This window comes from Streptomyces sp. NPDC025638, from assembly GCF_055558775.1.
This window is the reverse complement of the sequence record NZ_JBVHLX010000001.1, coordinates 766,318-788,146: the sequence shown is the minus strand read 5'-3', so window position 1 is coordinate 788,146 and position 21,829 is coordinate 766,318. Positions and strand designations below refer to the sequence as shown.

The following is a 21,829-nucleotide window of genomic DNA, read 5'->3' as shown; positions in this document are numbered from 1 at the left end:
GCCATGGACCGAGGAGAGAGACAACCGCATGCCCATTCAGCAGTCCGACGTCCTGTACACCGCCGTCGCCACCGCCGAGAACGGCCGCGACGGGCGGGTCGCCACCGACGACGGCAGGCTCGACGTGGTCGTGAACCCGCCCAAGGAGATGGGCGGCAGCGGCGCGGGCACCAACCCGGAGCAGCTGTTCGCCGCCGGCTACAGCTCCTGCTTCCAGGGCGCCCTCGGTGTCGTCGCCCGCCAGGAGGGCGCCGACGTCTCCGGTTCGACGGTCACCGCCAGGGTCGGCATCGGCAGGAACGACGACGGCTTCGGGATCATCGTCGAGATATCGGCGGTGATCCCGAACCTCGATGCGGACACGGCGCGGAGCCTGGTCGAGAAGGCTCACCAGGTGTGCCCGTATTCGAAGGCCACACGGGGGAACATCACGGTCACGCTCGCCTAGTCCGGCGGGAACGTGACCGTGCTCGGCCCTGCGGACCTCCGTCAGATGTCGAGTGCCGCTCTGTGTACCGCCCTTGCCAGGTGGTCGTTCTCCGGGGCCGCGCCGCCCGGGAAGGCGAAGCGGCGGCGGGTGTAGCCGTAGGCCAGGCCGGTGCGGGGGTCGGCGAAGGACTGGGAGCCCGCCGCGCCACTGTGGCCGATCGCGCCGGCGCCCAGGAACGGGTGCCAGGTGTCGGCGGTCGCCTGGAAGCCGAGGCCGAACGATTTGTGCGCCCGCGCCACCAGGTCGTAGCCGACGGAGTGGAACTGGCCGAACTCCGCCACCGTGTCCGGTTTCAGCAGCGGTGCCTTCCCGTCGACCTCGCTGATCATCGCCGCGTACAGCCCGGCGAGCCCGCGTGCCGAGGCGACCCCGCCGACCGATGCCGGGCCCTTGGCGCGGATCAGGCGATCGTTGGGGAGGGACTCCAGGTCGGTCGACTCGGGAGCGTGGCCGTTGAACGCGATGGACGTGAGGGTGTGCGGTCCGCTCGGCTGCGCGTCGAGCAGGGACTGCTGCTCGGCGGTCGGCAGCATCGGCTGGGCGGTGCGGAAGCGCGGCTCGCGGGAGGCGGGCAGGCCCAGGTAGAAGTCCAGGCCGTAGGGGGCGCGGACCCGCTCCTCGTGCAGCTCCTGGATCGTACGGCCGGTGGCGCGCCGTACGACCTCGCCGGTGAGCGCGCCGATGACCAGGGCGTGGTGGCCGAAGGCCGTGCCGGGCCGCCAGAACGGCCGCTGGTCGGCGAGGCGTTCGGCGATCGCGCGGTCGTCGGCCAGCTCCGCCGGTGTGAAGCCGGAGTCGGTGCCGACCAGGCCCGCCCGGTGCGCCAGCAGGTCGCGCAGGGTCAGTGAGCCCTTGCCCTCCGCCGCGAACTCCGGCCAGTAGTAGGTGACTTTGCGGTCCAGTTCCAGTGTGCCGTCCTGCACGAGCATCGCCACCACGAGATGGGCAGCGCCCTTGGTGGAGGAGAACACGCCGTAGAGGGAGTCCCCGTCGGCATCCCGCCCCGCCCACAGGTCGACGACCCTCCGCCCGTTGACGTACGCGCACAACTGACCTTCGTAGTCTGCTCGTTCACCGGCGACGAACGCGGCGAACTCCTCGCGCACCTGCTCGAAGCCATCGGCGACCGTGCCGTGGACGGTGATCTCCTGTGTCATCCGCTCTCCTCAACCGAGCCGCTGCTCACTGCTCCCACCGTGCAGAGTTCGGTACGGCGAGACGTACCTGTTCGACTCAACAGCAACAAGGGGGTCTCGGTGTCACCGATGCCCCGGATGGCCGATGGCGCAGGGGGCGCACGGGGCATGCTGGGGTCGGGTGCACGCAAGACGCGGGCCGAGGAGAGGCGGGGGCCCATGGCGACGATTCCTTCACTCCCCAGCAAGGACGACATGCTGCGCATGGCACGCAGCACCACCGACATCACCGGCCAACTCCTGGACATGGCCGGGAACATCACCAGAATCACGATCAACACCCTGGAACCACGGGACGGTTCGGGCACCGAGCTGTTGCGGGTGTTACGGCAGACCACGGCGGAGCTGGCGGAGGCGAGTGCGTCACCGCAGGCGCAGGAGGCGTTCTACCGGATCGTCGACACGCTGACCCGGCTGGGTACGAGCGGCGCGCCGCTGGCGGTGCATCCGGTGAGCGAACCGGCCCAGGCCCTGCTCGCCGCCCTCGGCGACAGCCTGCTGCCGGTGCTGGACGCGGTGGAGCCGGCCGTGGAGGAGGTGGCCGCGGCGGTCGGAGAGCTGGCCGAGGGGATGTCCCCGCTGCTGCCCGCGGCGGCGGGCCTGGGGGCGGGGGTGCTCCTGGCCCTCACCCCGGTGCTCCGTGCGGCGGCCGAGGTCCTGCGGGACTCCTCCCCCGAACTGCGCCGCATCGCGGACGCCCTCACCGGGGCGGTGGCTCCCCTGATGCCCCTCCAGGTGGCCCTGGCGGAGCGGGCGGCCAAGGCGGGCGTGAGCGTCGTCCGCGCCACGCTGCCACCCCTGGCCGACCTGACCGAGGCGGCAGCGGCAACGACGAAGGCGGCCAGCCCGCTGCTGATAGCGGGCGAGGAACTGTTGGTCGCCGCCCTGGAACACCTCCAGCCCCTCCTCCTGTCAACGGCAACCCACACGGGCCGCGTGGCCCGCGCGGCAGCGGTACGGGTCTCGGCGGCGGCGAACCCGGCGGCGGACCGGGGGGTGGTCGTGGCGGTCACCCCTGCGTAGTCGCTCCGCTCGATTCGCAGAACGGAACACCGCGGGCAACGCCGAGGGATCTGCGGTCGGGGCGGATGTCGCCGGGGCCGCGCTCGGGACGGGTGTCGTCAGCCGCGGCTGGGGCGGGTGTCGTCGGAGCCGCGGCTCAGGTGGTCGTCGACCCGGGCGGTCGCCGGGCCCGGCGGTGCCGAAGCCCGCTCGCCTGCGGCAGCAGCGCCCGACCGACCGGCGGTCGAAGCAGGCGTCGTCGGGTCCGCGGCGGAGTGGTCACCGACCACACGATCGCCCTACCCGACGACGCCGAACCCCGCTCGCCCGCGGCAGCAGCAGCCGACCGACCCGCACTCGAAGCAGACGCCGACAGGACCCCGGCGGAGTGGTCACCGACCACACGAACGCCATACCCAGCGGCGCCGAACCCCGCTCGCCTGCGGCAGCAGCGGCCAACCGGCCCGCGCTGGAAGCACACATCGTCAGGACCGCGGCGGAGTGGTCACCGACCACCCGGATCGCCCTGGCCGACGGCGCCGGAGGCCGCTTGTCCGTGGCAGTGGTGGCCGATCGGCCAGTGGTCGGAGCAGGCGTCGTCGGGACCCCGGCGGAGTGGTCACCGACCACACGATCGCCATGCCCAGCGGCGCCGAAGCCCGCTCGCCCGCGGCAGCAGCCCGCGCTCGGAGCACACACCGTCAAGATCGCGGGCGGAGTGGTCGCCGACCGTGCGCCCCCGTGCCCATGGCGGTCCCCCGGCTACCTCACGTGCACCACCACAAGAACCGCTTGCATGTCTGGGTCGGGGCTGGGGGGGTGGTCGGGGCTGAGGTCGGCTGGGCCGTGGTCGGGGCGGGGGCCGGCTGGGCCGTGGTCGTGGCGGTCGGGCGGGATGTCGTCGTGCCCGAGCCGGTGGCCGACGAGTCGTCGGACTTGTCCGTCGCCTTGCCGGTCGGGGACTTGGATGCGGTGTCCTTGTCGGACTTCGAGGCCGACGGGGAGGCGGAGGTGGTCGGGGAGGTGCCCGCTCCCGACGAGCCGCCGGACGCGTCGTCCAGGGGCTTGGCGGTCTTGCCGGCCTTCGCGGACGAGGAGCCGCCGTCCGTCGTCTCGCCTCCGGCCGTGGCCGGTTTCGGGCTGGAGAACGGGGCGTCGATGCCCAGTTCGGCAAGGCTCAGGCCACCCGCCGCCAGAACGAACCCCGCGGTGATCAGAATCGTGCGGCGCCGCCGTCGGCGGTGGGCCGCGGCCTTGCGGTCGCGACGGCTCGCGTCGGCGCCGGCCGGGCCCTCGGCGGCGCCTCCGCGCGCCCGTCCGCGGCCTCGGCCACGGCTCTGCTCGCGGCGCCGGGCCGCGCGTCCCCGCTGCTCGTTCTCATCGCTGCCACCGTCACCGTCACCGTCACCGTCGCCGTCGTCGCCCTCGTCGTCGTAACCGTCGTACGGGGACTCGTCCTTGTACTCGTACGGATCCTGAGGGAGCGCGTCCGTTTCCTGCTGATACGCGCGTAGCTTTTCGACGGGTGTGCCGCACCCCGGGCAGGCAAGGGCGCCGTTGAGGTGCCGTCGGCACGGGTGGCAGTAGTCCATGACGCCGGAAGACTAAGTTCCGCACCGGTCACGTTCCTAGGCACCACTGTGAAGGTTCTGTGGGAGATCGAAAAAGCTCTCGAAAGCCTTGTCGAAACCGTTACCTGTTCGCCCCATTGACACCCCCGCCGCCCCGTCCTTACTGTCACGCCAGCATTTCGAACGTGTGACGAAATCTCGAACAGCTGAGAGGCAACTGCCGTGCGCATCACCGGAATCAGCACACACGTGGTGGGGACGCCGTGGCGCAACCTGACCTACGTACAGGTGCACACCGACGAAGGGATCACGGGAGTCGGCGAGACCCGGATGCTCGGTCACACCGACGCGCTGATCGGCTATCTGCGGGAGGCCGAGGCCAACCACATTCTCGGTTCGGACCCGTTCGCTGTCGAGGACCTCGTGCGCCGTATGAAGTACGGCGACTTCGGCCGGGCGGGTGAAATCGTGATGTCCGGCATCGCGGTCGTGGAGATGGCCTGCTGGGACATCAAGGGCAAGGCGCTGGGTGTCCCGGTCTGGCAGCTGCTCGGCGGCAAGGTGACCGACAAGGTCAAGGCGTACGCCAACGGCTGGTACACGACGGAGCGGTCCCCGGAGGCCTACCACAAGGCCGCCCAGGAGGTCATGGCCCGCGGCTACAAGGCCCTCAAGATCGACCCGTTCGGCACCGGGCACTTCGAGCTCGACCACGCGCAGACCCTCTACTCCGTCTCCCTCATCGAGGCGGTGCGCGACGCCATCGGCCCGGACGCCGAGCTGATGCTGGAGATGCACGGCCGCTTCTCCCCCGCCACCGCGGTCCGGCTGGCCAGGGAGCTGGCCCCGTTCAAGCCCGCCTGGCTGGAGGAGCCGGTGCCGCCGGAGAACCTCAAGGCGCTGGAGAAGGTGGCCGCCAAGGTGGACCTGCCGGTCGCGACCGGTGAGCGGATCCACGACCGGATCGAGTTCCGTGAGCTCTTCGAGAGCCAGGCCGTCGACATCATCCAGCCGGACGTCGGCCACATCGGCGGCATCTGGGAGACCCGGAAGCTGGCCGCCACCGCCGAGACCCACTACATGCTCGTCGCCCCCCACAACGTGGGCGGCTCCGTGCTCACCGCGGCCTCCCTCCAGGTCGGGTTCACCTCCCCGAACTTCAAGATCCTGGAGCACTTCAACGACTTCGCCGACGCGGAGATCAAGAAGGTCGTCAGGGGCGCCCCGGAGGTCGTCGACGGGTACTTCCAGCTGTCCGACGCGCCCGGTCTCGGCGTCGAGTTCGACGCGGACGCGGCCGCCGAGTTCCCCCAGCAGCAGGCCCGGTTCGACCTGTGGGCCGACGGCTGGGAGCAGCGCAAGCCGAAGGGCGTCCAGAAGTGAACACCGCCGTCGTCGTCGAAGCGCCGGGCGAGCACCGCGTCGTCCCGCACGAACCGCGCGATCCGGGTCCGGGCGAGGCGCTGGTCGCCGTGCACGCCGTCGGCATCTGCGGCAGCGACCGCGAGGTGTACCAGGGCAACCGGCCCGAGGGGTACGTCCGTTACCCGCTGACGCCCGGACACGAGTGGTCCGGCACGGTGTGGTCGGTGGGTGCCGGGGTGCCGGACTCCCTGGTCGGCCGCAAGGTGGTCGGCGAGGGCTTCCGCAACTGCCAGGTGTGCGACCGCTGCCACGCGGGCGAGACCACCCTGTGCACCGCGGGGTACGAGGAGACCGGCTTCACCCAGCCGGGCGCCATGGCCACCACGCTCACCCTCCCGGCCCGGCTGCTGCACGTCCTGCCGGACGAGGCGGACCTCACCGCCGCCGCCCTCCTGGAGCCGGCCGCCTGTATCGCGGCCGCCGCGCTCAAGGGGAACGCCAAGCCGGGCGAGCGGGTCGCGGTGGTCGGCACCGGGACGCTGGGGATGTTCGCGGTGCAGTTCCTGAAGGCCGTCTCGCCGTCGGAGCTGCTGGTCGTGGGCACCCGCAACGACCGGCAGGCGCTGTCCAGGCGGTTCGGGGCCAGTGACTTCCGTACGAAGGACCAGGAGCTCCCGGACGACTTCGACGTCGTCATCGAGACCGCCGGGTCCGCGTCCGCCGCGCGCACCGCCGCCTCCCTGCTCAGGCGCGGCGGACGCCTGGTCCTGACGGGCATCCCGGCACCGGGTGCCGAGGGTCTCGACCCGACCGATCTGGTCGTACGGCAGCTGGAGGTGCACACCGTCTTCGGGGCGCCGCCGGACGCCTGGGCGCACGCGGTACGGGTGTTCGGCGCCGGGTTGCTCGACCCGCTGCCCCTGGTCACGCACGAGCTGCCGCTGACCGAGTTCTCGCAGGCCATCGAGCTGGTGGGAGCCGGCGATCCGAAGGTCGGCAAGGTGCTGCTCCGCCCCTAGCCGTACGCCGGTCACGGCGTTACCTGACGGCGCCGTGACCGGCGTACCACCAAGCCTTTTTCATACCCAGAGCCGCGAACCTTGTCCGAAATATCGAACACGAAGGACAGCTTGTGACCGACGCATCCGCCACGGCAGCCCGCCGGCCCGGTGAGCAGGCGCTCACCACCCTGGGCCTGGGCGCGCCCGCCCTCGACCCCGCCGACACCTCCGCGCACACCTTCCCGGGCGGCGGCCGCTGGCGCACCGAGATCCCCTCGTGCGAGGGTCCCGAGGCGCTGGCGGTCGTCCTCAAGGAGTCCTCCCGGCTCGACGTGCCGATCCACCGGATCAGCCAGGGCAGCGGCGTGTGGATGCTCACCGACGCCGAGATCACCGAGATGGTCGAGGCCACCGACGAACGCGACATAGAACTCTGCCTGTTCACCGGCCCGCGCGGCACCTGGGACATCGGCGGCTCGGTGCGCACCGACTCACGCGGCGGCGGCCTGCGCGCCCGGGGCCACGACGCGGTCGCCGGATGCGTCGAAGACGCCGTCCGGGCAACCGAGTTGGGCGTCGAGTGCCTGCTGGTCGCCGACGAGGGCGTGCTGTGGACCCTGCACCGGGCACGCGAGAGCGGCATCATCCCGGCCGACACCACGCTCAAGGTCTCGGCACTGATCGGACCCGTCAACCCGGCGTCGTACGCGGTGTACGAGCGCCTCGGCGCCGACTCCCTCAATGTGCCCAGCGATCTGACGCTCGATCATCTGACCGAGATCCGCCGGGTGTCCGCCGCCCCCATGGACATGTACATCGAGGCCCCCGACGACCTCGGCGGATACATCCGGATGTACGAGGTCGCCGAGCTGATCCGGCGCGGCGCACCGCTCTATCTGAAGTTCGGCCTGTCCAAGGCTCCCGGCATCTACCCGTGGGGCACCCATCTGCGGGACGTGACCCTGGACACCGCCCGGGAGCGGGTGCGGCGCGGCCGCCTCGCCCTGGACCTGCTCGCCCGGCACGGCGCGGACGGCGACATGGCGCCGCTCGGCTCCCGGTTGCCCGGACCGCTCAACCGCTTTCCCACCGGCGCCTGAACGGCCGCCGGGGGCACCGCCCGCAATCCCGCCCGCACCGACTCTCCACGTCGAGAAGAACAAGGACTGATCACATGCGCAACCGCAGAACCGCCCTCGCCGTCATGGCCTCGGCCGCCTCCCTCGCCCTCACCCTGTCCGCCTGCGGCCAGAACAGCGAGGGCGGCAGCAAGGACAAGGGCGGCAGCGTCAAGGGGGCCACCATCGGCATCGCGATGCCGACCAAGTCCTCCGAGCGCTGGATATCCGACGGCAAGAACGTCGTCAAGAACCTGGAGTCCAAGGGCTACAAGACCAAGCTGGTCTTCGGCGAGGACGACCCCGACCAGCAGGTCTCGCAGATCGAGAACCTCATCACCCAGGGCGTCAAGGGCCTGATCGTCGCGGCGATCGACAACAAGTCCCTGAACAACGTGCTCCAGGAGGCCGCGGACGCCAACATCCCGGTCATCGCCTACGACCGGCTGATCCTCGGCACCAAGAACGTCGACTACTACGCCTCCTTCGACAACAGCAAGGTCGGCGAGCTCCAGGCCAACTACATCGTCGACAAGCTGGGCCTGAAGAGCGGCAAGGGCCCCTTCAACATCGAGCTGTTCGCCGGCTCCAACGACGACAACAACACCAAGTACTTCTTCAACGGCGCGATGAGCGTCCTGAAGCCGTACATCGACAGCAAGAAGCTGGTCGTCCGCTCCGGCCAGACCGAGCTCACCAAGGTCACCACCCTGCGCTGGGACGGCGCCACCGCCCAGAAGCGCATGGACGACATCCTGACCTCGTCCTACAAGAGCCAGCGGGTCGACGCGGTCCTCTCCCCGTACGACGGCATCTCCATCGGCATCCTGTCCTCGCTGAAGTCCGACGGCTACGGCTCCAAGAGCAAGCCGCTGCCGGTCATCACCGGCCAGGACGCCGAGCTGGCCTCGGTGAAGTCGATCATCGCCGGTGAGCAGACGCAGACCGTCTACAAGGACACCCGCAAGCTCGCCGATGTCGCCGCGACCATGGTCGACGACACCCTCAAGGGCAAGAAGCCCGAGGTCAACGACACCAAGACCTATGACAACGGCACCAAGGTCGTGCCCTCCTACCTGCTCCAGCCGGTCAGCGTCGACAAGACCAACTACGAGGACGTGCTGGTCAAGGGCGGCTACTACACCGACGCCGAGCTCAAGTAGTCCGGACGCACCCGACCCCGACAACACTGATTGGAAGGCACGACCATGGCGGGACCCGTCCTGGAAATGCGCTCGATCGTCAAGACCTTTCCCGGTGTCAAAGCGCTCTCGGACGTCACGCTGACCGTCCGCCAGGGCGAGGTCCACGCCATCTGCGGTGAGAACGGCGCCGGGAAGTCCACCTTGATGAAGGTGCTCTCCGGCGTCCATCCGCACGGCACGTACGAGGGCGAGATCCTCTTCGAGGGAGAGCTCTGCCGCTTCAAGGACATCCGGGCGAGCGAGCACCACGGCATCGTCATCATCCACCAGGAGCTGGCGCTGGTGCCGTACCTCTCCGTCGCGGAGAACATCTTCCTCGGCAACGAGCACGCCAGGCGCGGGCTCATCAACTGGAACGAGACCCTCAGGCACGCCACCGAACTGCTGCGCCGGGTCGGTCTCGACGAGCATCCGGAGACCCGGGTCGCCGACATCGGCGTCGGCAAGCAGCAGCTCGTGGAGATCGCCAAGGCGCTGTCGAAGTCGGTCAAGCTGCTCATCCTCGACGAGCCGACGGCGGCCCTGAACGACGAGGACAGCGGCAAGCTCCTGGACCTCATCCTGGAGCTGAAGAACCAGGGCATCACCTCGATCATCATCTCCCACAAGCTCAACGAGATCCGCAAGGTCGCCGACTCGGTGACGATCATCCGCGACGGGAGGTCCATCGAGACGCTGGACGTCAAGGCCGCGGAGACCACCGAGGAGCGGATCATCGCCGGCATGGTGGGCCGCGACCTGGACCACCGCTTCCCCGAGCGCACCCCGCACGAGGCGGAGGAGGGCGCGGCCCCGGCGCTGGAGATCCGCAACTGGACCGTGCACCATCCGATCGACCAGCAGCGCAAGGTGGTCGACGACGTGTCGATCCAGGTGCGCCGCGGGGAGATCGTCGGCATCGCGGGCCTGATGGGCGCCGGCCGCACCGAGCTCGCGATGAGCGTCTTCGGGCGGACGTACGGCCGGTACGCGGGCGGCACGGTCCTCAAGGACGGCAAGGAGATCCGTACGAAGTCGGTCGCCGAGGCGGTGGACCACGGGATTGCGTACGTCACCGAGGACCGCAAGCACTACGGCCTCAACCTCATCGACACCATCAACCGCAACATCTCGCTGACCGCGCTGGGCAAGGTCGCCAGACGGGGGATCGTCGACGAGCACGAGGAGCGGCAGGTCTCCGAGGGCTACCGCAAGTCCATGAACATCAAGGCGCCGACCGTCTTCGAGCCGGTGGGCAAGCTGTCCGGCGGCAACCAGCAGAAGGTCGTCCTGAGCAAGTGGATCTTCGCAGGGCCGGACGTGCTGATCCTGGACGAGCCCACGCGCGGCATCGACGTGGGCGCCAAGTACGAGATCTACACGGTCATCGATCAGCTGGCCGCCCAGGGCAAGGCGGTCGTCTTCATCTCCTCCGAGCTGCCCGAGCTGCTCGGTATGTGCGACCGCATCTACACGATGGCCGCGGGACGGCTGACCGGTGAGGTGCCACGGGCCGAGGCCACGCAGGAAGTGCTGATGCGTCATATGACGAAGGACAAAGAGGTAACGCGATGAGCACGGATGTCACCGCCAAGAGCCCGGCCCCCGCGCCGCCGAGCAAGAGCGGGCCGGCCACGGGCGGGGGTCTGCTCGGGCTGATGCTGGACGGCCTGCGCCGCAACATGCGGCAGTACGGCATGCTGATCGCCCTCGGCCTGATCGTCGTGCTCTTCGCGATCTGGACCGACGGGGACCTGCTGCTGCCGCGCAACGTCTCCAACCTGGTGCTGCAGAACAGCTACATCCTGATCCTCGCGATCGGCATGATGCTGGTGATCATCGCGGGCCACATCGATCTGTCGGTCGGCTCACTGACCGCGTTCGTGGGTGCCTTCGCGGCCGTGCTGACGGTGCAGCACGGCATGGCCTGGCCGCTCGCCCTGGTGCTGTGTCTGCTGGTGGGCGCGGTCGCGGGCTCGGCCCAGGGGTTCCTGATCGCGTATCTCGGCATACCGTCCTTCATCGTCACCCTCGCCGGGATGCTGCTCTTCCGGGGTCTGACCGAGATCCTGCTCCAGGGCCAGACCCTCGGCCCGTTCCCCGACGGTCTGCAGAAGATGGGCAACGGCTTCCTGCCCGAGGCCGGCCCGAACACCAACTACCACAACCTCACGCTGCTCCTCGGCCTCGTGCTGATCGGCGCCGTGGTGTGGCAGGAGGTGCGGGACCGCGGCCGTCAGCAGGAGTTCGCGCTGGAGGTGCTGCCCGGCCGTCTCTTCCTGCTGAAGCTGGTCGCCCTGGTCGCCGCGATCCTCACCCTGACGATGCTGCTCGCCAGCTACAAGGGCGCGCCGATCGTGCTGATCATCCTCGGTGCGCTGGTGGTCGGCTACGGCTACATCATGCGCAACGCCGTCTTCGGCCGCCACATCTACGCGATCGGCGGCAACCTGCCGGCGGCCAAGCTGTCCGGCGTCAAGGACAAGAAGGTCACCTTCTATGTCTTCCTGAACATGGGCGTGCTCGCGGCCCTGGCGGGTCTGGTGGTCGCCGCCCGTCTGAACGCGGCCTCGCCGAAGGCGGGCGTCAACTTCGAACTGGAGGCGATCGCCTCCTCGTTCATCGGTGGCGCGTCCATGAGCGGCGGTGTCGGCACCGTCCTCGGCGCCATCATCGGCGGTCTCGTCCTCGGCGTGCTGAACAACGGCATGAACCTCCTCAGCGTCGGCACCGACTGGCAACAGGTCATCAAGGGCCTCGCCCTTCTGGTGGCGGTCGGCTTCGATGTGTGGAACAAGCGCAAGTCCGGTTCGTAAGTAGCTCGGGCCCCGCCGGAAACGGCGGGGCCCCTCCCTTTACAGGAGCCGCATATGGAACTGAACAGACGTACGGTCATAGCAGGCGCCGCGGCCGCGGGTCTCGCCGCGACCACCCTCGGGGGCACCGCCGAGGCCGCCGGCGGCAGGCTGCCGAAGAAGTCGCTCTTCGGGAAGCTCGCCGACGGCACCAAGGTGTACCGCTGGTCGCTGGAGAACGGCGGCACCCGGCTGAAGGTCCTCAACTGGGGCGGTGTCGTCCAGGGCCTGGAACTGCCCGACCGGCACGGCCACTACGCCAACGTCTCGCTGGGCTTCGACAACATCGACGACTACGTGGCGAAGACCCCGTACTTCGGCGCCCTGATCGGCCGCTACGGCAACCGCATCGGCAAGGGACAGTTCACCCTGGACGGCAAGTCCTACCAGCTGTCCGTGAACGACGGTGTGAACAGCCTGCACGGCGGGACCAAGGGCTTCGACAAGCACATCTGGGACGTCGAGCCGTTCACCAAGGGCTCCGACGTGGGCCTGCATCTGTACTACACCAGCGTCGACGGCGAGATGGGCTACCCGGGCACGCTCCGGACGAAGGTGACGTACACCCTCACCCGGCACGGCGACTGGCGCATCGACTACGAGGCCACCACCGACAAGGCCACCGTCGTCAACCTCACCAGCCATGTCTACTGGAACCTGGCCGGCGAGGGCAGCGGCACGATCGAGAACCACGAGCTCACGATCGCCGCCTCCCGCTACACCCCCACCGACACGGGCCTGATCCCCACCGGCGAACTCGCCAGGGTCCACGGCACCCCCTTCGACTTCCGCAAGGGCAAGACGATCGGCCGCGACATCCGCGCCGGCCACGTCCAGCAGGTGCAGGCCAAGGGCTACGACCACAACTGGGCCCTGGACAAGGGCAGCACCGCCAGGCCCGAGCACGTCGCCACCCTGCGCGACCCGCACTCCGGCCGCACCCTGCGGATCGCCACCGACCAGCCGGGCCTGCAGTTCTACTCCGGCAACTTCCTCGACGGCACCCTGACCGGCACCGGCGGCCGCACCTACCGTCAGGGCGACGCGCTCTGCCTGGAGACACAGCACTTCCCGGACTCGCCGAACAAGCCCGCGTTCCCGTCGACCGTGCTGCGCCCGGGGCAGACGTACCGGACGACGACGATCCACTCCTTCAACGCCTGAGTGACCTGAGCCACGGGGCCCGTAACGCGGCGCACGGGCCCCGGGTTCCCGGGCACACACTTCTTTCACACGCGTTGAACAGCCAACCAGCCGTCTCCGTATAGAGAGGTGGCCCGCGCTCCCCCGCGCGGGCCACCCATAGACGACGAGCCCAGCCGTTCCCGTCGGGCTCGCCTCATACGGAGGTTCCATGGCCGAAAACGTCACCTCGCTGTTCCGCAACACCGCGGCACACAGCCCGTCGATGGCGGCGCTGACGCGGCAGGGCGGCGACGGGGCCGGGCCGGTGGACTTCTGTATCCCCTGTAATCCGTACTTCCCCACCCCGGCGATGTTCGAGGAGATGTCGGCCCGGCTGCGGGACATCATCACGTACTACCCGAGCGGCGCCGACACCATCGCGGCGGAGCTGTGCAGCCTCCTGCAACTGCCGCCGCAGTGCGTGGCGATGGGCAACGGCTCCACGGAGCTGATCACCTGGATCGACCACCTGCTGGTCCGTGAGTCCCTGGCCGTCCCGGTGCCCACCTTCGGCCGCTGGACGGACCAGCCGATGGAGACCGGCAAGCGCGTCGACATGTTCCCGCTCCAGGAGTCCAGCGGCTTCGCCCTGGACCTGGCCCAGTACGCGGAGTTCATCCGCAAGCGCGGCACCCGCGTGGCCGTCGTCTGCAACCCGAACAACCCCGACGGCGGATTCATCCACCGCCAGGCGCTGGTGCAGTTCATGGACGCGATGGCGGACCTGGACCTGGTGGTGATCGACGAGTCCTTCCTGGAGTTCGCCGACGCCGAGGCCGAGCCGAGCGTCGTGCAGGAGGCGATGCTGCGCCCGAACGTGGTCGTGCTGCGCAGCCTCGGCAAGAACTTCGGACTGCACGGCATACGCTTCGGCTATCTGGTCGCCAACCCGTCCCTGGCGGGCAAGGTCCGCTCCATGCTTCCCAAGTGGAACCTCAACTCCTTTGCCGAGCACGTGGTGTTCATGCTGAAGGAGCACGGCGCGGAGTATGCGCAGAGCCTGCTGCAGGTGCGTCGCGACCGGCTGGAGATGGCCAGCCAGCTCTCCGCCCTGCCCGGCCTGACGGTCTACCCCTCGCAGGGCAACTTCCTCTTCGTGCGCCTGCCCGTCGGCGCCGAGGGCACCGTGGTCCGGGACCGGATGCTCACCGAGCACCGGATCCTGGTCCGTGAGTGCGGCAACAAGATCGGTTCTTCCAGCCGCTTCCTGAGGCTCGTGGTGCGCCCCCAGGTCGACGTGCGTCGCCTGGTGTCCGGCCTGGAGCAGGTGCTCTACGGGTCCAGGAGGGGAGCCGCCGTACCCGAGCTGAGTACAGGGACCAGCTACAGCTCGGGTACGGCGGCGGTGGACCGGCTGGTGAGCGAGACCAACGGCGCCGGGATGCTGGGGCTTGCCGCGCAGGCCATCGGTGCCGGCGCCGCCCCGGGACCGGTCGCCGCCCCGGCCGCCGGCACCGGCATGCCGCTCCCCGACGCCGTCCAGCCGGCCGGCGTCGGGATGCCGATGCCGGCGGCAGCCCAGGCCATGCAGCAGCCCATGGCCGCCCCGGCCGCCCCTCCGGCGCCGACCCCGATGCCAACCTCGATGCCAACCTCGATGCCAACCCCGATGCCAACCCCGATGCCGGTCCCCACGCCGGTCCCCACACCGGTCCCGGCACCGGTCCCCACGCCGGTGCCGGCGTCGTTCCCCACGCCGGTGCCGGCACCCGCCGCCGCGGTCGCCGGGCCCACCCCTCCCGGGGTCCCGGCCCGCGGCGGCCTCACCGCGGCCCAGGTCCGCGGTATGACGGCCCCGGCCCCGGGGCTGACCCCGGCTCCGGCGACCGGCTGGCCGAACGCCCAGAGCTGGCCGAACGCGGCAGGCATGGGACAGGCGGGCTAGGGCCGGCCTTCGCACGGCTGTCTCAACGGCACCTTGACGGTCCGTCACTTTGCCGAACTGACAGCCCTTCAACAGCATCCGTTTCTACGGTGCCGTGTTCATGACAGACACATCGGATGCCCGCTCGGTCGGGCGACGCACCGTACTGATCGCCACCGGCACCACGGCCGCCGCCCTGGCCGTGGGAGCCGCCGCGGCACCTGACGCCCCCACCACCGTGCAGACGCCGGACACCGCGCCGGTCGCCGCCGCGGCCGTCTGCACCCTCACGAAGGAGATGACCGAAGGCCCCTACTACCTCGACGGAGCGCTCGTACGCTCCGACGTCACCGAAGGCAAGCCGGGCGCCCCGCTCAAGCTCGCCCTCACCGTCGTGAACTCCGCCTGCACCCCCCTCGGCAACGCCCTGGTGGAGATCTGGCACGCGGACGCGCTCGGCGAGTACTCCGGCTACGTCGGCAACAACGGCCACAACGAGTCGGACGACGGCACCTTCCTGCGCGGCGGCGCGCTCACCAACGCCGCCGGCGTCGCCAACCTCACCACGATCTACCCCGGCTGGTACCGGGGCCGCTGTATACACATCCATGTGAAGGTCCACACGGGCGTCACGCTCACCTCGGACGGCTCCTTCACCGGCGGCTCGACCCTGCACACGGGCCAGCTGTTCTTCAGCGAGACGATCACCACGGCGGTCGCCAGGATCTCGCCGTACTCGACCAACACGGTCACCCGTACGACCCTCACCCAGGACTCGATCTACGACGGCGGAGGCGCCTCGTCCGGGCTCCTGACCCTCACCGCCCTGGGCAGCTCGGCCTCCTCCGGCTACAGCGGCACGCTCACCCTGGGCGTCGACGACTAGTCGGCGCGGCACGAGGACCACGGGCCCGCGCCCTGCCTCACAGGGCGCGGGCCCGTGTGCGTCCCCGGGTGCGGTCGGGGTACGCGTCCCCGGGTGCGGTCGGGGCCGGGCCGTCAGGCCATCAGGCCGTCAGGACTTCGCCGGGCATGTCTTCCATGCCATGTGGTACACGGTGCTGATGTCCCCGTCCGTCGAGTCCATCGTCATGAAGCTGACCTTGCCGGGGTTGGCACTGCCGGCGTTGACCCGGAGCTCGGTGTTGATGTTGAAGTTGCGCAGCACCCCGCAGGGCGCCCAGACCAGCTGCGCCCAGTCGGTGCTGTCGGTGGCCTGCCAGTCGTCGTTGTAGGGACCGCTGAACGGGTGGTTCTTGGCCGCGGTGTTCGAGGAGCCCTGGAAGTAGTAGGAGGCTCTCTGGACGCCGCTCGCGCCGGACTGGAGCGAGGCGAAGCCGCGGTAGTCGGCGCTGGCGATGGCGTAGGTGAAGCCCTGCGGGACGTGCACGATCAGGTTGAGCTGGCAGTTCTTGCGGAAGGCCGTGGGGTCGGAGTTGCCGCCGGCCTGGGCGAGGTACTGGCTGTAGGTGACCGTGAAGGCGGTGTTGTCGGGCGAGACGGCGACGGCGGCGGTGCCCTGCGGACAGCCCGAGCCGTTCACTGTGGCGACGTCGATGACGATCTTGTCCGGGGGCGGGTTGTCGATCACGGAGGACGGGCTCTGGCCCGGCAGCGCGGTGGTGAGGAGAGCGGCGACCGCACCGCTCAGAAGGAGTCCACCAGTCATGGTTTCTCCAGTCGTGGAGTGGGGGGTTGAACGCCTCCGGCCCATGAAGAAACTGTGTGGCACCTGTGAAGGCCGGGGCGGCGCTCGCATCGTAGAAAGCCGCACGAGAGCAGGGCAGGTCGAACTCAGGCCATTCACACCAGCGGATTTCACACTCCACCGGCGACGACCGCGCGCCGTTCACCGCAGAGGTTCAGGGGTTCTCCCAGGACGCCGGTTCCGCCGCGAGGCGGCGTACCGGCTCGGGGAGAGTGTTCGTCGTGATGTCGGCGATCGTGACGCCCTCCAGGATCTTGCGCACGTTGGCGCGGAGCGCGATCCACACGGGGAGCAGCGGCTGGGCGGTTCCCGTGTAGGTGAGGCCCGTCGGGCGCTCGCCCCGTACCGAGACGATCGGGCCGTCCACCGCGCGGATGACATCGGCCACCGTGATCTTCGACGCCTCCCGGGCCAGCCGGTAGCCGCCGCCCCCGCCGCGCCGGCTGTCCACGATTCCGGCGCGCCTCAGATCCCCCAGGATCCCCTCCAGGAACTTGTGCGGGATGGCCTGTTCGGTGGCGATTTCCTCCGCCTTAACCGGGCCTTCACCCTGCCGTACGGCTACCTCCAGTACCGCCCGTACCGCGTAATCCGCCCGTGCCGAGATCCTCATGGGTCCATTGTGGGGCGTACCTCCATGGAGAATGGCCGGACCCGCACCCCGTAAGATCGCCCGGGAGGATCCCTTGGCGCTCAGCAGACGTTCATTCAGTGCCCTCGCCGGCTCGGCCGCGCTCGGGTTCGCCCTGGGCGGCAGCGGCGGCCCCGGGGCGCCCTCGGCGTATGCCGCGCGCAGCGTGCCGACCGGCCCGGCCCCCGCCCCTCCGAGCGCCGACGGACGACGGCACACGATCGGGTACGACCATTACTCGCTCGTCGTGGACGGCAGACGGCTGGTCGTCTGGTCCGGCGAGCTGCATCCCTTCCGGCTGCCCAGCCCGTCCCTGTGGCGGGACGTGCTGCAGAAGATGCGGGCGCACGGCTACAACGCGGTCAGCATCTATGTGTCGTGGAACTACCACTCCCCCGCTCCCGGTCACTACGACTTCACGGGTGTGCGGGATCTCGATCTGTTCCTGCGCATGGCGGCCGAGACCGGGCTGTATGTGATCCTGCGCCCGGGTCCCTACATCAACGCCGAGATCGACGGCGGCGGCTTCCCGGGCTGGCTCACGGCCACACCGGGGACGGCGAGGACGGCCGACCCCACGTATCTGAAGTACGCCGACGAGTGGCTCACCGCGGTGAACCGGATCGCCCGCCGGCATCTGTTCACCGAGGGCACCGGCACGATCCTGCTGTACCAGATCGAGAACGAGTACGACGCCCATGTGAGCGAGCCGACCGGCCGCGACTACATGTCCCATCTGTACCGGAAGGTACGGCGGGACGGGATCGACGTCCCCCTCTTCCACAACGACAAGGGCAGGAACGGCTACTGGATCCCCGGCACCCTCGACACCGGTGGTGAGAAGGGGAACTGGCTGTACGGCTTCGACGGCTATCCGTCGCCCGCCCAGCCGCCGCCGGACTGGGGGCACTTCGGGCCCGGCGGGCTCAAGGGCGGTGCCACGGCCAGTCCGCGCACGCCCGGGTTCGTGCCCGAGTTCGGGGGCGGCTGGTTCGACCCGTGGGGCGGCGCGTGGTTCCAGGGGAAGGGGTACGCCGAGTCGCGGCGCACCCGGGACGCGGCCTACGAGCGGCGTTTCTACCTGACCAACCTGGCCAACGGCATCACGCTGCACAACGTCTACATGACCTTCGGCGGCACCTCGTGGGGCTGGCTGCCCGCGCCGGTCGTCTACACGTCGTACGACTACGGCGCGGCCATCGACGAGGCGCGCAACGTCACCGAGAAGATCGCCCCGATGCACCAGCTCGGGCATCTGCTGCAACGTGTGCCCGACTTCGCCAAGCTGGACCGGGCCGAGGACGTGCGGGCCGACGGGCTCAAGGTGTACCACCTCACCAACCCGGACACCGAGGCTCATGTGTACGTCGTGCGCAACGACGGGACGAAGGAGGTCACCTCCAGTCTGCCGACCGCCGAGGGCGACGTCCCGGTCACCGTCCCGGCCCGGGACGCCAAGCTGCTGACGACCGGGCTCTCCCTCGGCAAGCGCAGGCTGAGGTACTGCACCGCACAGCCCATGATGGTCATCAACGCGGGACGCCAGGACATCGCGCTGTTCACCGGGCGGTACGGCGAGATGGCGCGCCTGGTCCTGGAGTGCCCGGTCGAGCCCGTCGTCAACCGGCTGGACCCCGAGGCCGGCTGGGTGTACGACCGCAACGCCCTGTATGTGAACGTGCCCCTCGGCCAGGGCGGGCTCACCCGTGTGCTGGTCGAGCGCGGCGAGAGCGAGACACCGCTGCTGCTCCTGTTCGCCGACGACGCGACCGCCGTGCACCTGTGGCCGTACGACACCCCGTCCGGCACGGTGTTCGTCTACGGCCCGGCGCTGCTGCGCCATGTCGCGCTGAACGGCTCCACGGTCGAGCTCACCGGCGACACGATCGAGGAGACCGGTCTGGAGGTGTGGGGGCCGCGCGGGATCGAGAGCGTGACGTGGAACGGGCGTCCGGTGCCGACTCGGCTCACCACCTCCAAGAGCCTGTACGCCGAGACGCTGGTGCCGGGCGTGCCCGAGGTGCGGCTGCCCGAGCTGGGCGGCTGGCGCATGCGCACCGAGAACCCGGAGGCCTGGCCGAACTTCGACGACTCCGCGTGGCGGGCCGCCGACCGGACGTCGTCGTACAGCACCACACCGGTGCCGAAGGGACAGCCGGTGCTGTTCGCCGACGACTACGGCTTCCACTACGGCGACGTGTGGTACCGCGGCACGTTCACGGACTCGACCGGCATCGAGGAGGTCTCGCTCGGCTACAGCACCGGTACCCAGGGTCTGCTGATGGCATGGCTGGACGGGGAGCCGCTGGGCACGCACCGGATGCCGGTCCCGGACAACAGCACGGTCCGCAAGGGCAGTTGGGCGGCCACGGCCGCCTTCCCGGTGCGCGAGGAGCTGCGTGGTCCCGGTCGGCATGTGCTGTCCGTGCTGGTCCGGCGCATGCAGCACGACCAGGACGGCAAGGCGCTCGACACGCACAAGGTGGCCCGCGGGCTGACCGAGGTCTCCTTCAAAGGGGCTTCGCCGAAGGTCGGTTGGCGTCTGCAGGGCGAGGCGGCCGTCGATCCCGTGCGCGGGCCGCAGAACAACGGCGGGCTGTACGGCGAACGGGAGGGCTGGCACCTGCCGGGTCTCGCGGACCGGGACTGGCAGGCCGTGGCCTTCCCGCGTGCTGAGCGGCGGCAGGGCGTGACCTGGTACCGGACCGAGTTCAAACTGGCCGTGCCCGCCGGCATCGACGCCTCGGTCGGGCTCATTCTGGAGGACGACCCGTACCGCTCCTACCGGGCGCAGATCTTCCTCAACGGCTGGAACATGGGCCAGTACATCAACGACGTCGGCCCGCAGCACACCTTCGTCCTGCCGAACGGCATCCTGCGCACCCGGGGCACCAACACCCTGGCTCTGGCGGTGCTGTCCGAGCTGACCACGCAGTCGGGCCCGGGCCGGGTGCGGCTGACGCTGCTGGGCAGCGCGGCCGGAGGAGTGCCGGTGACACCGGTGGCCTCCCCCGGCCGCTGAGGCCCAGGGCCTAAGGGGTGCCGTTCGGATCATCCCGGCGCCGCGGGCCCTAGGCCAGCCGGATCACGTTCCAGGACAGCGGCTCCAGTACGGCGGTGAGCCTGCCGTCCTTGAGGGTGGTGCCCTCGGCCGGGTGCGGGGCGACCCGCTCCGGGTCGTCGAGGGTGTTGCGGGCGTCGGGGTCGGCGTCCGCGAGGGCGCTGTGCTCGACGACGGAGGTCAGGCCGAGCCCGTTCAGGGCGATCTCCAGCGGGAGCGGTTCGGTGCGGCCGCGGTTGACGGCGAACACGGTGACCGTGCCGTCGTCGGCGCGGACCGCCGTGGCGTGCAGCAGGTCGGCCTCGCCGTACCTCTTCGTCTCGTAGGTCGGCGAGTCCACCCGGACGTCGAGGACCGTGCCGCGCCCGTACCGGGAGGCCTGCGCGAACGGGAAGAAGGTCGTCTGCCGCCACGCCGGTCCGCCGGGCTCGGTCAGGATCGGCGCGATGACATTGACCAGCTGGGCGAGGCAGGCGACGGCGACACGGTCGGCGTGCCGGAGCAGAGCGATGAGCAGCGAGCCGAAGACCACGGCGTCCAGGACGCTGTAGTTGTCCTCCAGCAGGCGGGGGGCCTTGGGCCAGTCCGCGGGGTCCTGCGCCTTGGCGTGCGCCTCCCAGCGGGACAGGTACCAGACGTTCCACTCGTCGAAGGAGAGGCTGATCCTCTTGCGGGACTTGAGCCGGGCGCCGATGTGGTCGCAGGTGGCGACGACGTTCTCGATGAAGGACTCCATGTCGACGGCGGAGGCGAGGAAGGAGTCGAGGTCGCCGTCGACGGGCTCGTAGTAGGCGTGCAGGGAGATGTGGTCGACGACGTCGTAGGCCTCCGCCAGGACGGTTGCCTCCCACTCGGCGAAGGCGGGCATGGACTGGTTGGAGGAGCCGCAGGCGACGAGTTCGACGTCCGGGTCGAGCTGCCGCATGGCGCGGGCGGTCTCGGCGGCGAGACGGCCGTACTCCCGGGCGGTCTTGTGGCCGGTCTGCCAGGGGCCGTCCATCTCATTGCCCAGGCACCACAGCCGGATGCCGAAGGGGTCCTTGTCGCCGTGGGCGGCGCGCAGGTCGGACAGAGCGGTGCCGGAGGGGTGGTTGGCGTACTCCTGGAGTTCCACCGCCTCGGCGACGCCGCGGGTGCCGAGGTTGAGGGCCAGCATGGGCTCGGCTCCGGGGCCGATCTTCCGGAGGAAGGCGATGTACTCGGAGAGGCCGAAGCGGTTGGTCTCCGTGGAGTGCCAGGCGAGGTCGAGCCTGCAGGGGCGGTCCTCGACGGGGCCGACGGAGTCCTCCCACTTGTAGCCGGAGACGAAGTTGCCGCCGGGGTAGCGGACGGTGGTGACACCGAGTTCGCGGATCAGCTCCAGCACGTCCGTGCGCAGGCCGGCGGCGTCGGCGCTGGGGTGGCCGGGTTCGAAGATGCCGGTGTAGACACAACGGCCGAGGTGTTCGACGAAGGATCCGAAGAGACGGGGGTCGACCTCTCCGACCGTGAAGGCCGGGTCGAGGGTGAAGCGGGCGGTGCTGCGCTTGCTCATGGAGTCCGTTTCCCTGCCCTGTTGTTCGACATCTCGACTTATGCTCGCAACCTCGAACCGGACC

Annotated in this window: 17 protein-coding genes; 12 read left to right on the top strand and 5 right to left on the bottom strand. The window is 69.9% G+C overall.

Features of this window, described 5'->3' with window-relative positions; all coding sequences use genetic code 11:
- Positions 1-28 precede the first annotated feature (28 nt).
- A complete protein-coding gene (locus tag ACZ4EG_RS03430) occupies positions 29-448 on the top strand; it encodes an organic hydroperoxide resistance protein (RefSeq protein ID WP_467789362.1) in 420 nt (139 codons plus the stop codon).
- A 41-nt stretch (positions 449-489) separates the two neighbouring features.
- On the opposite strand, the gene ACZ4EG_RS03425 is transcribed toward ACZ4EG_RS03430, so the two are convergent.
- The gene (locus ACZ4EG_RS03425) at positions 490-1,647 is read right to left on the bottom strand and encodes a serine hydrolase domain-containing protein (protein ID WP_467789361.1); all 1,158 of its coding nucleotides are present in this window, start codon (positions 1,645-1,647) and stop codon (positions 490-492) included.
- Positions 1,648-1,845: 198 nt separating this feature from the next.
- Here ACZ4EG_RS03425 and ACZ4EG_RS03420 point away from each other — a divergent pair, with 198 nt between their 5' ends.
- Positions 1,846-2,709: a hypothetical protein gene (locus tag ACZ4EG_RS03420; RefSeq protein ID WP_467789360.1), complete on the top strand. Its 864-nt coding sequence runs from the start codon at positions 1,846-1,848 to the stop codon at positions 2,707-2,709.
- A 746-nt stretch (positions 2,710-3,455) separates the two neighbouring features.
- On the opposite strand, the gene ACZ4EG_RS03415 is transcribed toward ACZ4EG_RS03420, so the two are convergent.
- On the bottom strand, positions 3,456-4,280 hold the full coding sequence (locus ACZ4EG_RS03415) for an SCO2400 family protein (RefSeq protein ID WP_467789359.1): 825 nt from the start codon (positions 4,278-4,280) through the stop codon (positions 3,456-3,458).
- Positions 4,281-4,481: 201 nt separating this feature from the next.
- Here ACZ4EG_RS03415 and ACZ4EG_RS03410 point away from each other — a divergent pair, with 201 nt between their 5' ends.
- The 9 genes from ACZ4EG_RS03410 to ACZ4EG_RS03370 all read left to right on the top strand — a co-directional run bounded on the left by ACZ4EG_RS03410 (position 4,482) and on the right by ACZ4EG_RS03370 (position 15,717).
- On the top strand, positions 4,482-5,642 hold the full coding sequence (locus ACZ4EG_RS03410) for a mandelate racemase/muconate lactonizing enzyme family protein (protein WP_453552178.1): 1,161 nt from the start codon (positions 4,482-4,484) through the stop codon (positions 5,640-5,642).
- Positions 5,639-6,643 carry a zinc-dependent alcohol dehydrogenase gene (locus ACZ4EG_RS03405; RefSeq protein ID WP_467789358.1) on the top strand — a complete coding sequence of 335 codons (1,005 nt, stop codon included), beginning with the start codon at positions 5,639-5,641 and terminating at the stop codon, positions 6,641-6,643. Before ACZ4EG_RS03410 ends, ACZ4EG_RS03405 begins: the two co-directional genes overlap by 4 nt.
- A gap of 113 nt (positions 6,644-6,756) precedes the next feature.
- The gene (locus ACZ4EG_RS03400) at positions 6,757-7,725 is read left to right on the top strand and encodes a hypothetical protein (RefSeq protein WP_467789357.1); all 969 of its coding nucleotides are present in this window, start codon (positions 6,757-6,759) and stop codon (positions 7,723-7,725) included.
- A 74-nt stretch (positions 7,726-7,799) separates the two neighbouring features.
- The gene (gene chvE / locus ACZ4EG_RS03395) at positions 7,800-8,906 is read left to right on the top strand and encodes a multiple monosaccharide ABC transporter substrate-binding protein (RefSeq protein WP_453552172.1); all 1,107 of its coding nucleotides are present in this window, start codon (positions 7,800-7,802) and stop codon (positions 8,904-8,906) included.
- Positions 8,907-8,951: 45 nt separating this feature from the next.
- Positions 8,952-10,502 (top strand): multiple monosaccharide ABC transporter ATP-binding protein, encoded by a 1,551-nt coding sequence (gene mmsA / locus ACZ4EG_RS03390; protein WP_467789356.1) that lies wholly within the window; start codon positions 8,952-8,954, stop codon positions 10,500-10,502.
- Positions 10,499-11,743 (top strand): multiple monosaccharide ABC transporter permease, encoded by a 1,245-nt coding sequence (gene mmsB, locus ACZ4EG_RS03385; protein WP_467789355.1) that lies wholly within the window; start codon positions 10,499-10,501, stop codon positions 11,741-11,743. The genes mmsA and mmsB overlap by 4 nt, the downstream gene beginning before the upstream one ends.
- Positions 11,744-11,797: 54 nt before the next feature.
- Entirely contained in the window at positions 11,798-12,946 is a 1,149-nt protein-coding gene (locus tag ACZ4EG_RS03380; protein WP_467789354.1) for an aldose epimerase family protein, read from the top strand.
- 190 nt (positions 12,947-13,136) lie between these two features.
- Positions 13,137-14,852, top strand: a complete 1,716-nt coding sequence (locus tag ACZ4EG_RS03375) for a pyridoxal phosphate-dependent aminotransferase (protein WP_467789353.1) — start codon at positions 13,137-13,139, stop codon at positions 14,850-14,852.
- Between the two features lie 100 nt (positions 14,853-14,952).
- Positions 14,953-15,717: an intradiol ring-cleavage dioxygenase gene (locus ACZ4EG_RS03370; protein WP_467789352.1), complete on the top strand. Its 765-nt coding sequence runs from the start codon at positions 14,953-14,955 to the stop codon at positions 15,715-15,717.
- A 129-nt stretch (positions 15,718-15,846) separates the two neighbouring features.
- Here the strand turns inward: ACZ4EG_RS03370 and ACZ4EG_RS03365 are convergent, their stop codons facing one another.
- Positions 15,847-16,500: a DUF4360 domain-containing protein gene (locus ACZ4EG_RS03365; RefSeq protein ID WP_390706398.1), complete on the bottom strand. Its 654-nt coding sequence runs from the start codon at positions 16,498-16,500 to the stop codon at positions 15,847-15,849.
- Positions 16,501-16,693: 193 nt separating this feature from the next.
- The gene (locus ACZ4EG_RS03360) at positions 16,694-17,152 is read right to left on the bottom strand and encodes an RrF2 family transcriptional regulator (protein WP_453552160.1); all 459 of its coding nucleotides are present in this window, start codon (positions 17,150-17,152) and stop codon (positions 16,694-16,696) included.
- Between the two features lie 73 nt (positions 17,153-17,225).
- Here ACZ4EG_RS03360 and ACZ4EG_RS03355 point away from each other — a divergent pair, with 73 nt between their 5' ends.
- Positions 17,226-20,192, top strand: a complete 2,967-nt coding sequence (locus ACZ4EG_RS03355; protein ID WP_453552158.1) for a glycoside hydrolase family 35 protein — start codon at positions 17,226-17,228, stop codon at positions 20,190-20,192.
- Positions 20,193-20,241: 49 nt separating this feature from the next.
- On the opposite strand, the gene arfA is transcribed toward ACZ4EG_RS03355, so the two are convergent.
- Complete coding sequence (gene arfA, locus ACZ4EG_RS03350; RefSeq protein ID WP_467789351.1) at positions 20,242-21,765, bottom strand: arabinosylfuranosidase ArfA; 1,524 nt, start codon at positions 21,763-21,765, stop codon at positions 20,242-20,244.
- Positions 21,766-21,829 lie beyond the last annotated feature (64 nt).

What these genes read in the sequence shown, in the direction of transcription:
- ACZ4EG_RS03430 (WP_467789362.1), top strand. Translation starts at nt 29, where the DNA reads ATGCCCATTCAGCAGTCCGACGTCCTGTACACCGCCGTCGCCACCGCC.
- ACZ4EG_RS03425 (WP_467789361.1), bottom strand. Translation starts at nt 1,647, where the DNA reads ATGACACAGGAGATCACCGTCCACGGCACGGTCGCCGATGGCTTCGAG.
- ACZ4EG_RS03420 (WP_467789360.1), top strand. Translation starts at nt 1,846, where the DNA reads ATGGCGACGATTCCTTCACTCCCCAGCAAGGACGACATGCTGCGCATG.
- ACZ4EG_RS03415 (WP_467789359.1), bottom strand. Translation starts at nt 4,280, where the DNA reads ATGGACTACTGCCACCCGTGCCGACGGCACCTCAACGGCGCCCTTGCC.
- chvE (WP_453552172.1), top strand. Translation starts at nt 7,800, where the DNA reads ATGCGCAACCGCAGAACCGCCCTCGCCGTCATGGCCTCGGCCGCCTCC.
- mmsA (WP_467789356.1), top strand. Translation starts at nt 8,952, where the DNA reads ATGGCGGGACCCGTCCTGGAAATGCGCTCGATCGTCAAGACCTTTCCC.
- mmsB (WP_467789355.1), top strand. Translation starts at nt 10,499, where the DNA reads ATGAGCACGGATGTCACCGCCAAGAGCCCGGCCCCCGCGCCGCCGAGC.
- ACZ4EG_RS03380 (WP_467789354.1), top strand. Translation starts at nt 11,798, where the DNA reads ATGGAACTGAACAGACGTACGGTCATAGCAGGCGCCGCGGCCGCGGGT.
- ACZ4EG_RS03375 (WP_467789353.1), top strand. Translation starts at nt 13,137, where the DNA reads ATGGCCGAAAACGTCACCTCGCTGTTCCGCAACACCGCGGCACACAGC.
- ACZ4EG_RS03370 (WP_467789352.1), top strand. Translation starts at nt 14,953, where the DNA reads ATGACAGACACATCGGATGCCCGCTCGGTCGGGCGACGCACCGTACTG.
- ACZ4EG_RS03365 (WP_390706398.1), bottom strand. Translation starts at nt 16,500, where the DNA reads ATGACTGGTGGACTCCTTCTGAGCGGTGCGGTCGCCGCTCTCCTCACC.
- ACZ4EG_RS03360 (WP_453552160.1), bottom strand. Translation starts at nt 17,152, where the DNA reads ATGAGGATCTCGGCACGGGCGGATTACGCGGTACGGGCGGTACTGGAG.
- arfA (WP_467789351.1), bottom strand. Translation starts at nt 21,765, where the DNA reads ATGAGCAAGCGCAGCACCGCCCGCTTCACCCTCGACCCGGCCTTCACG.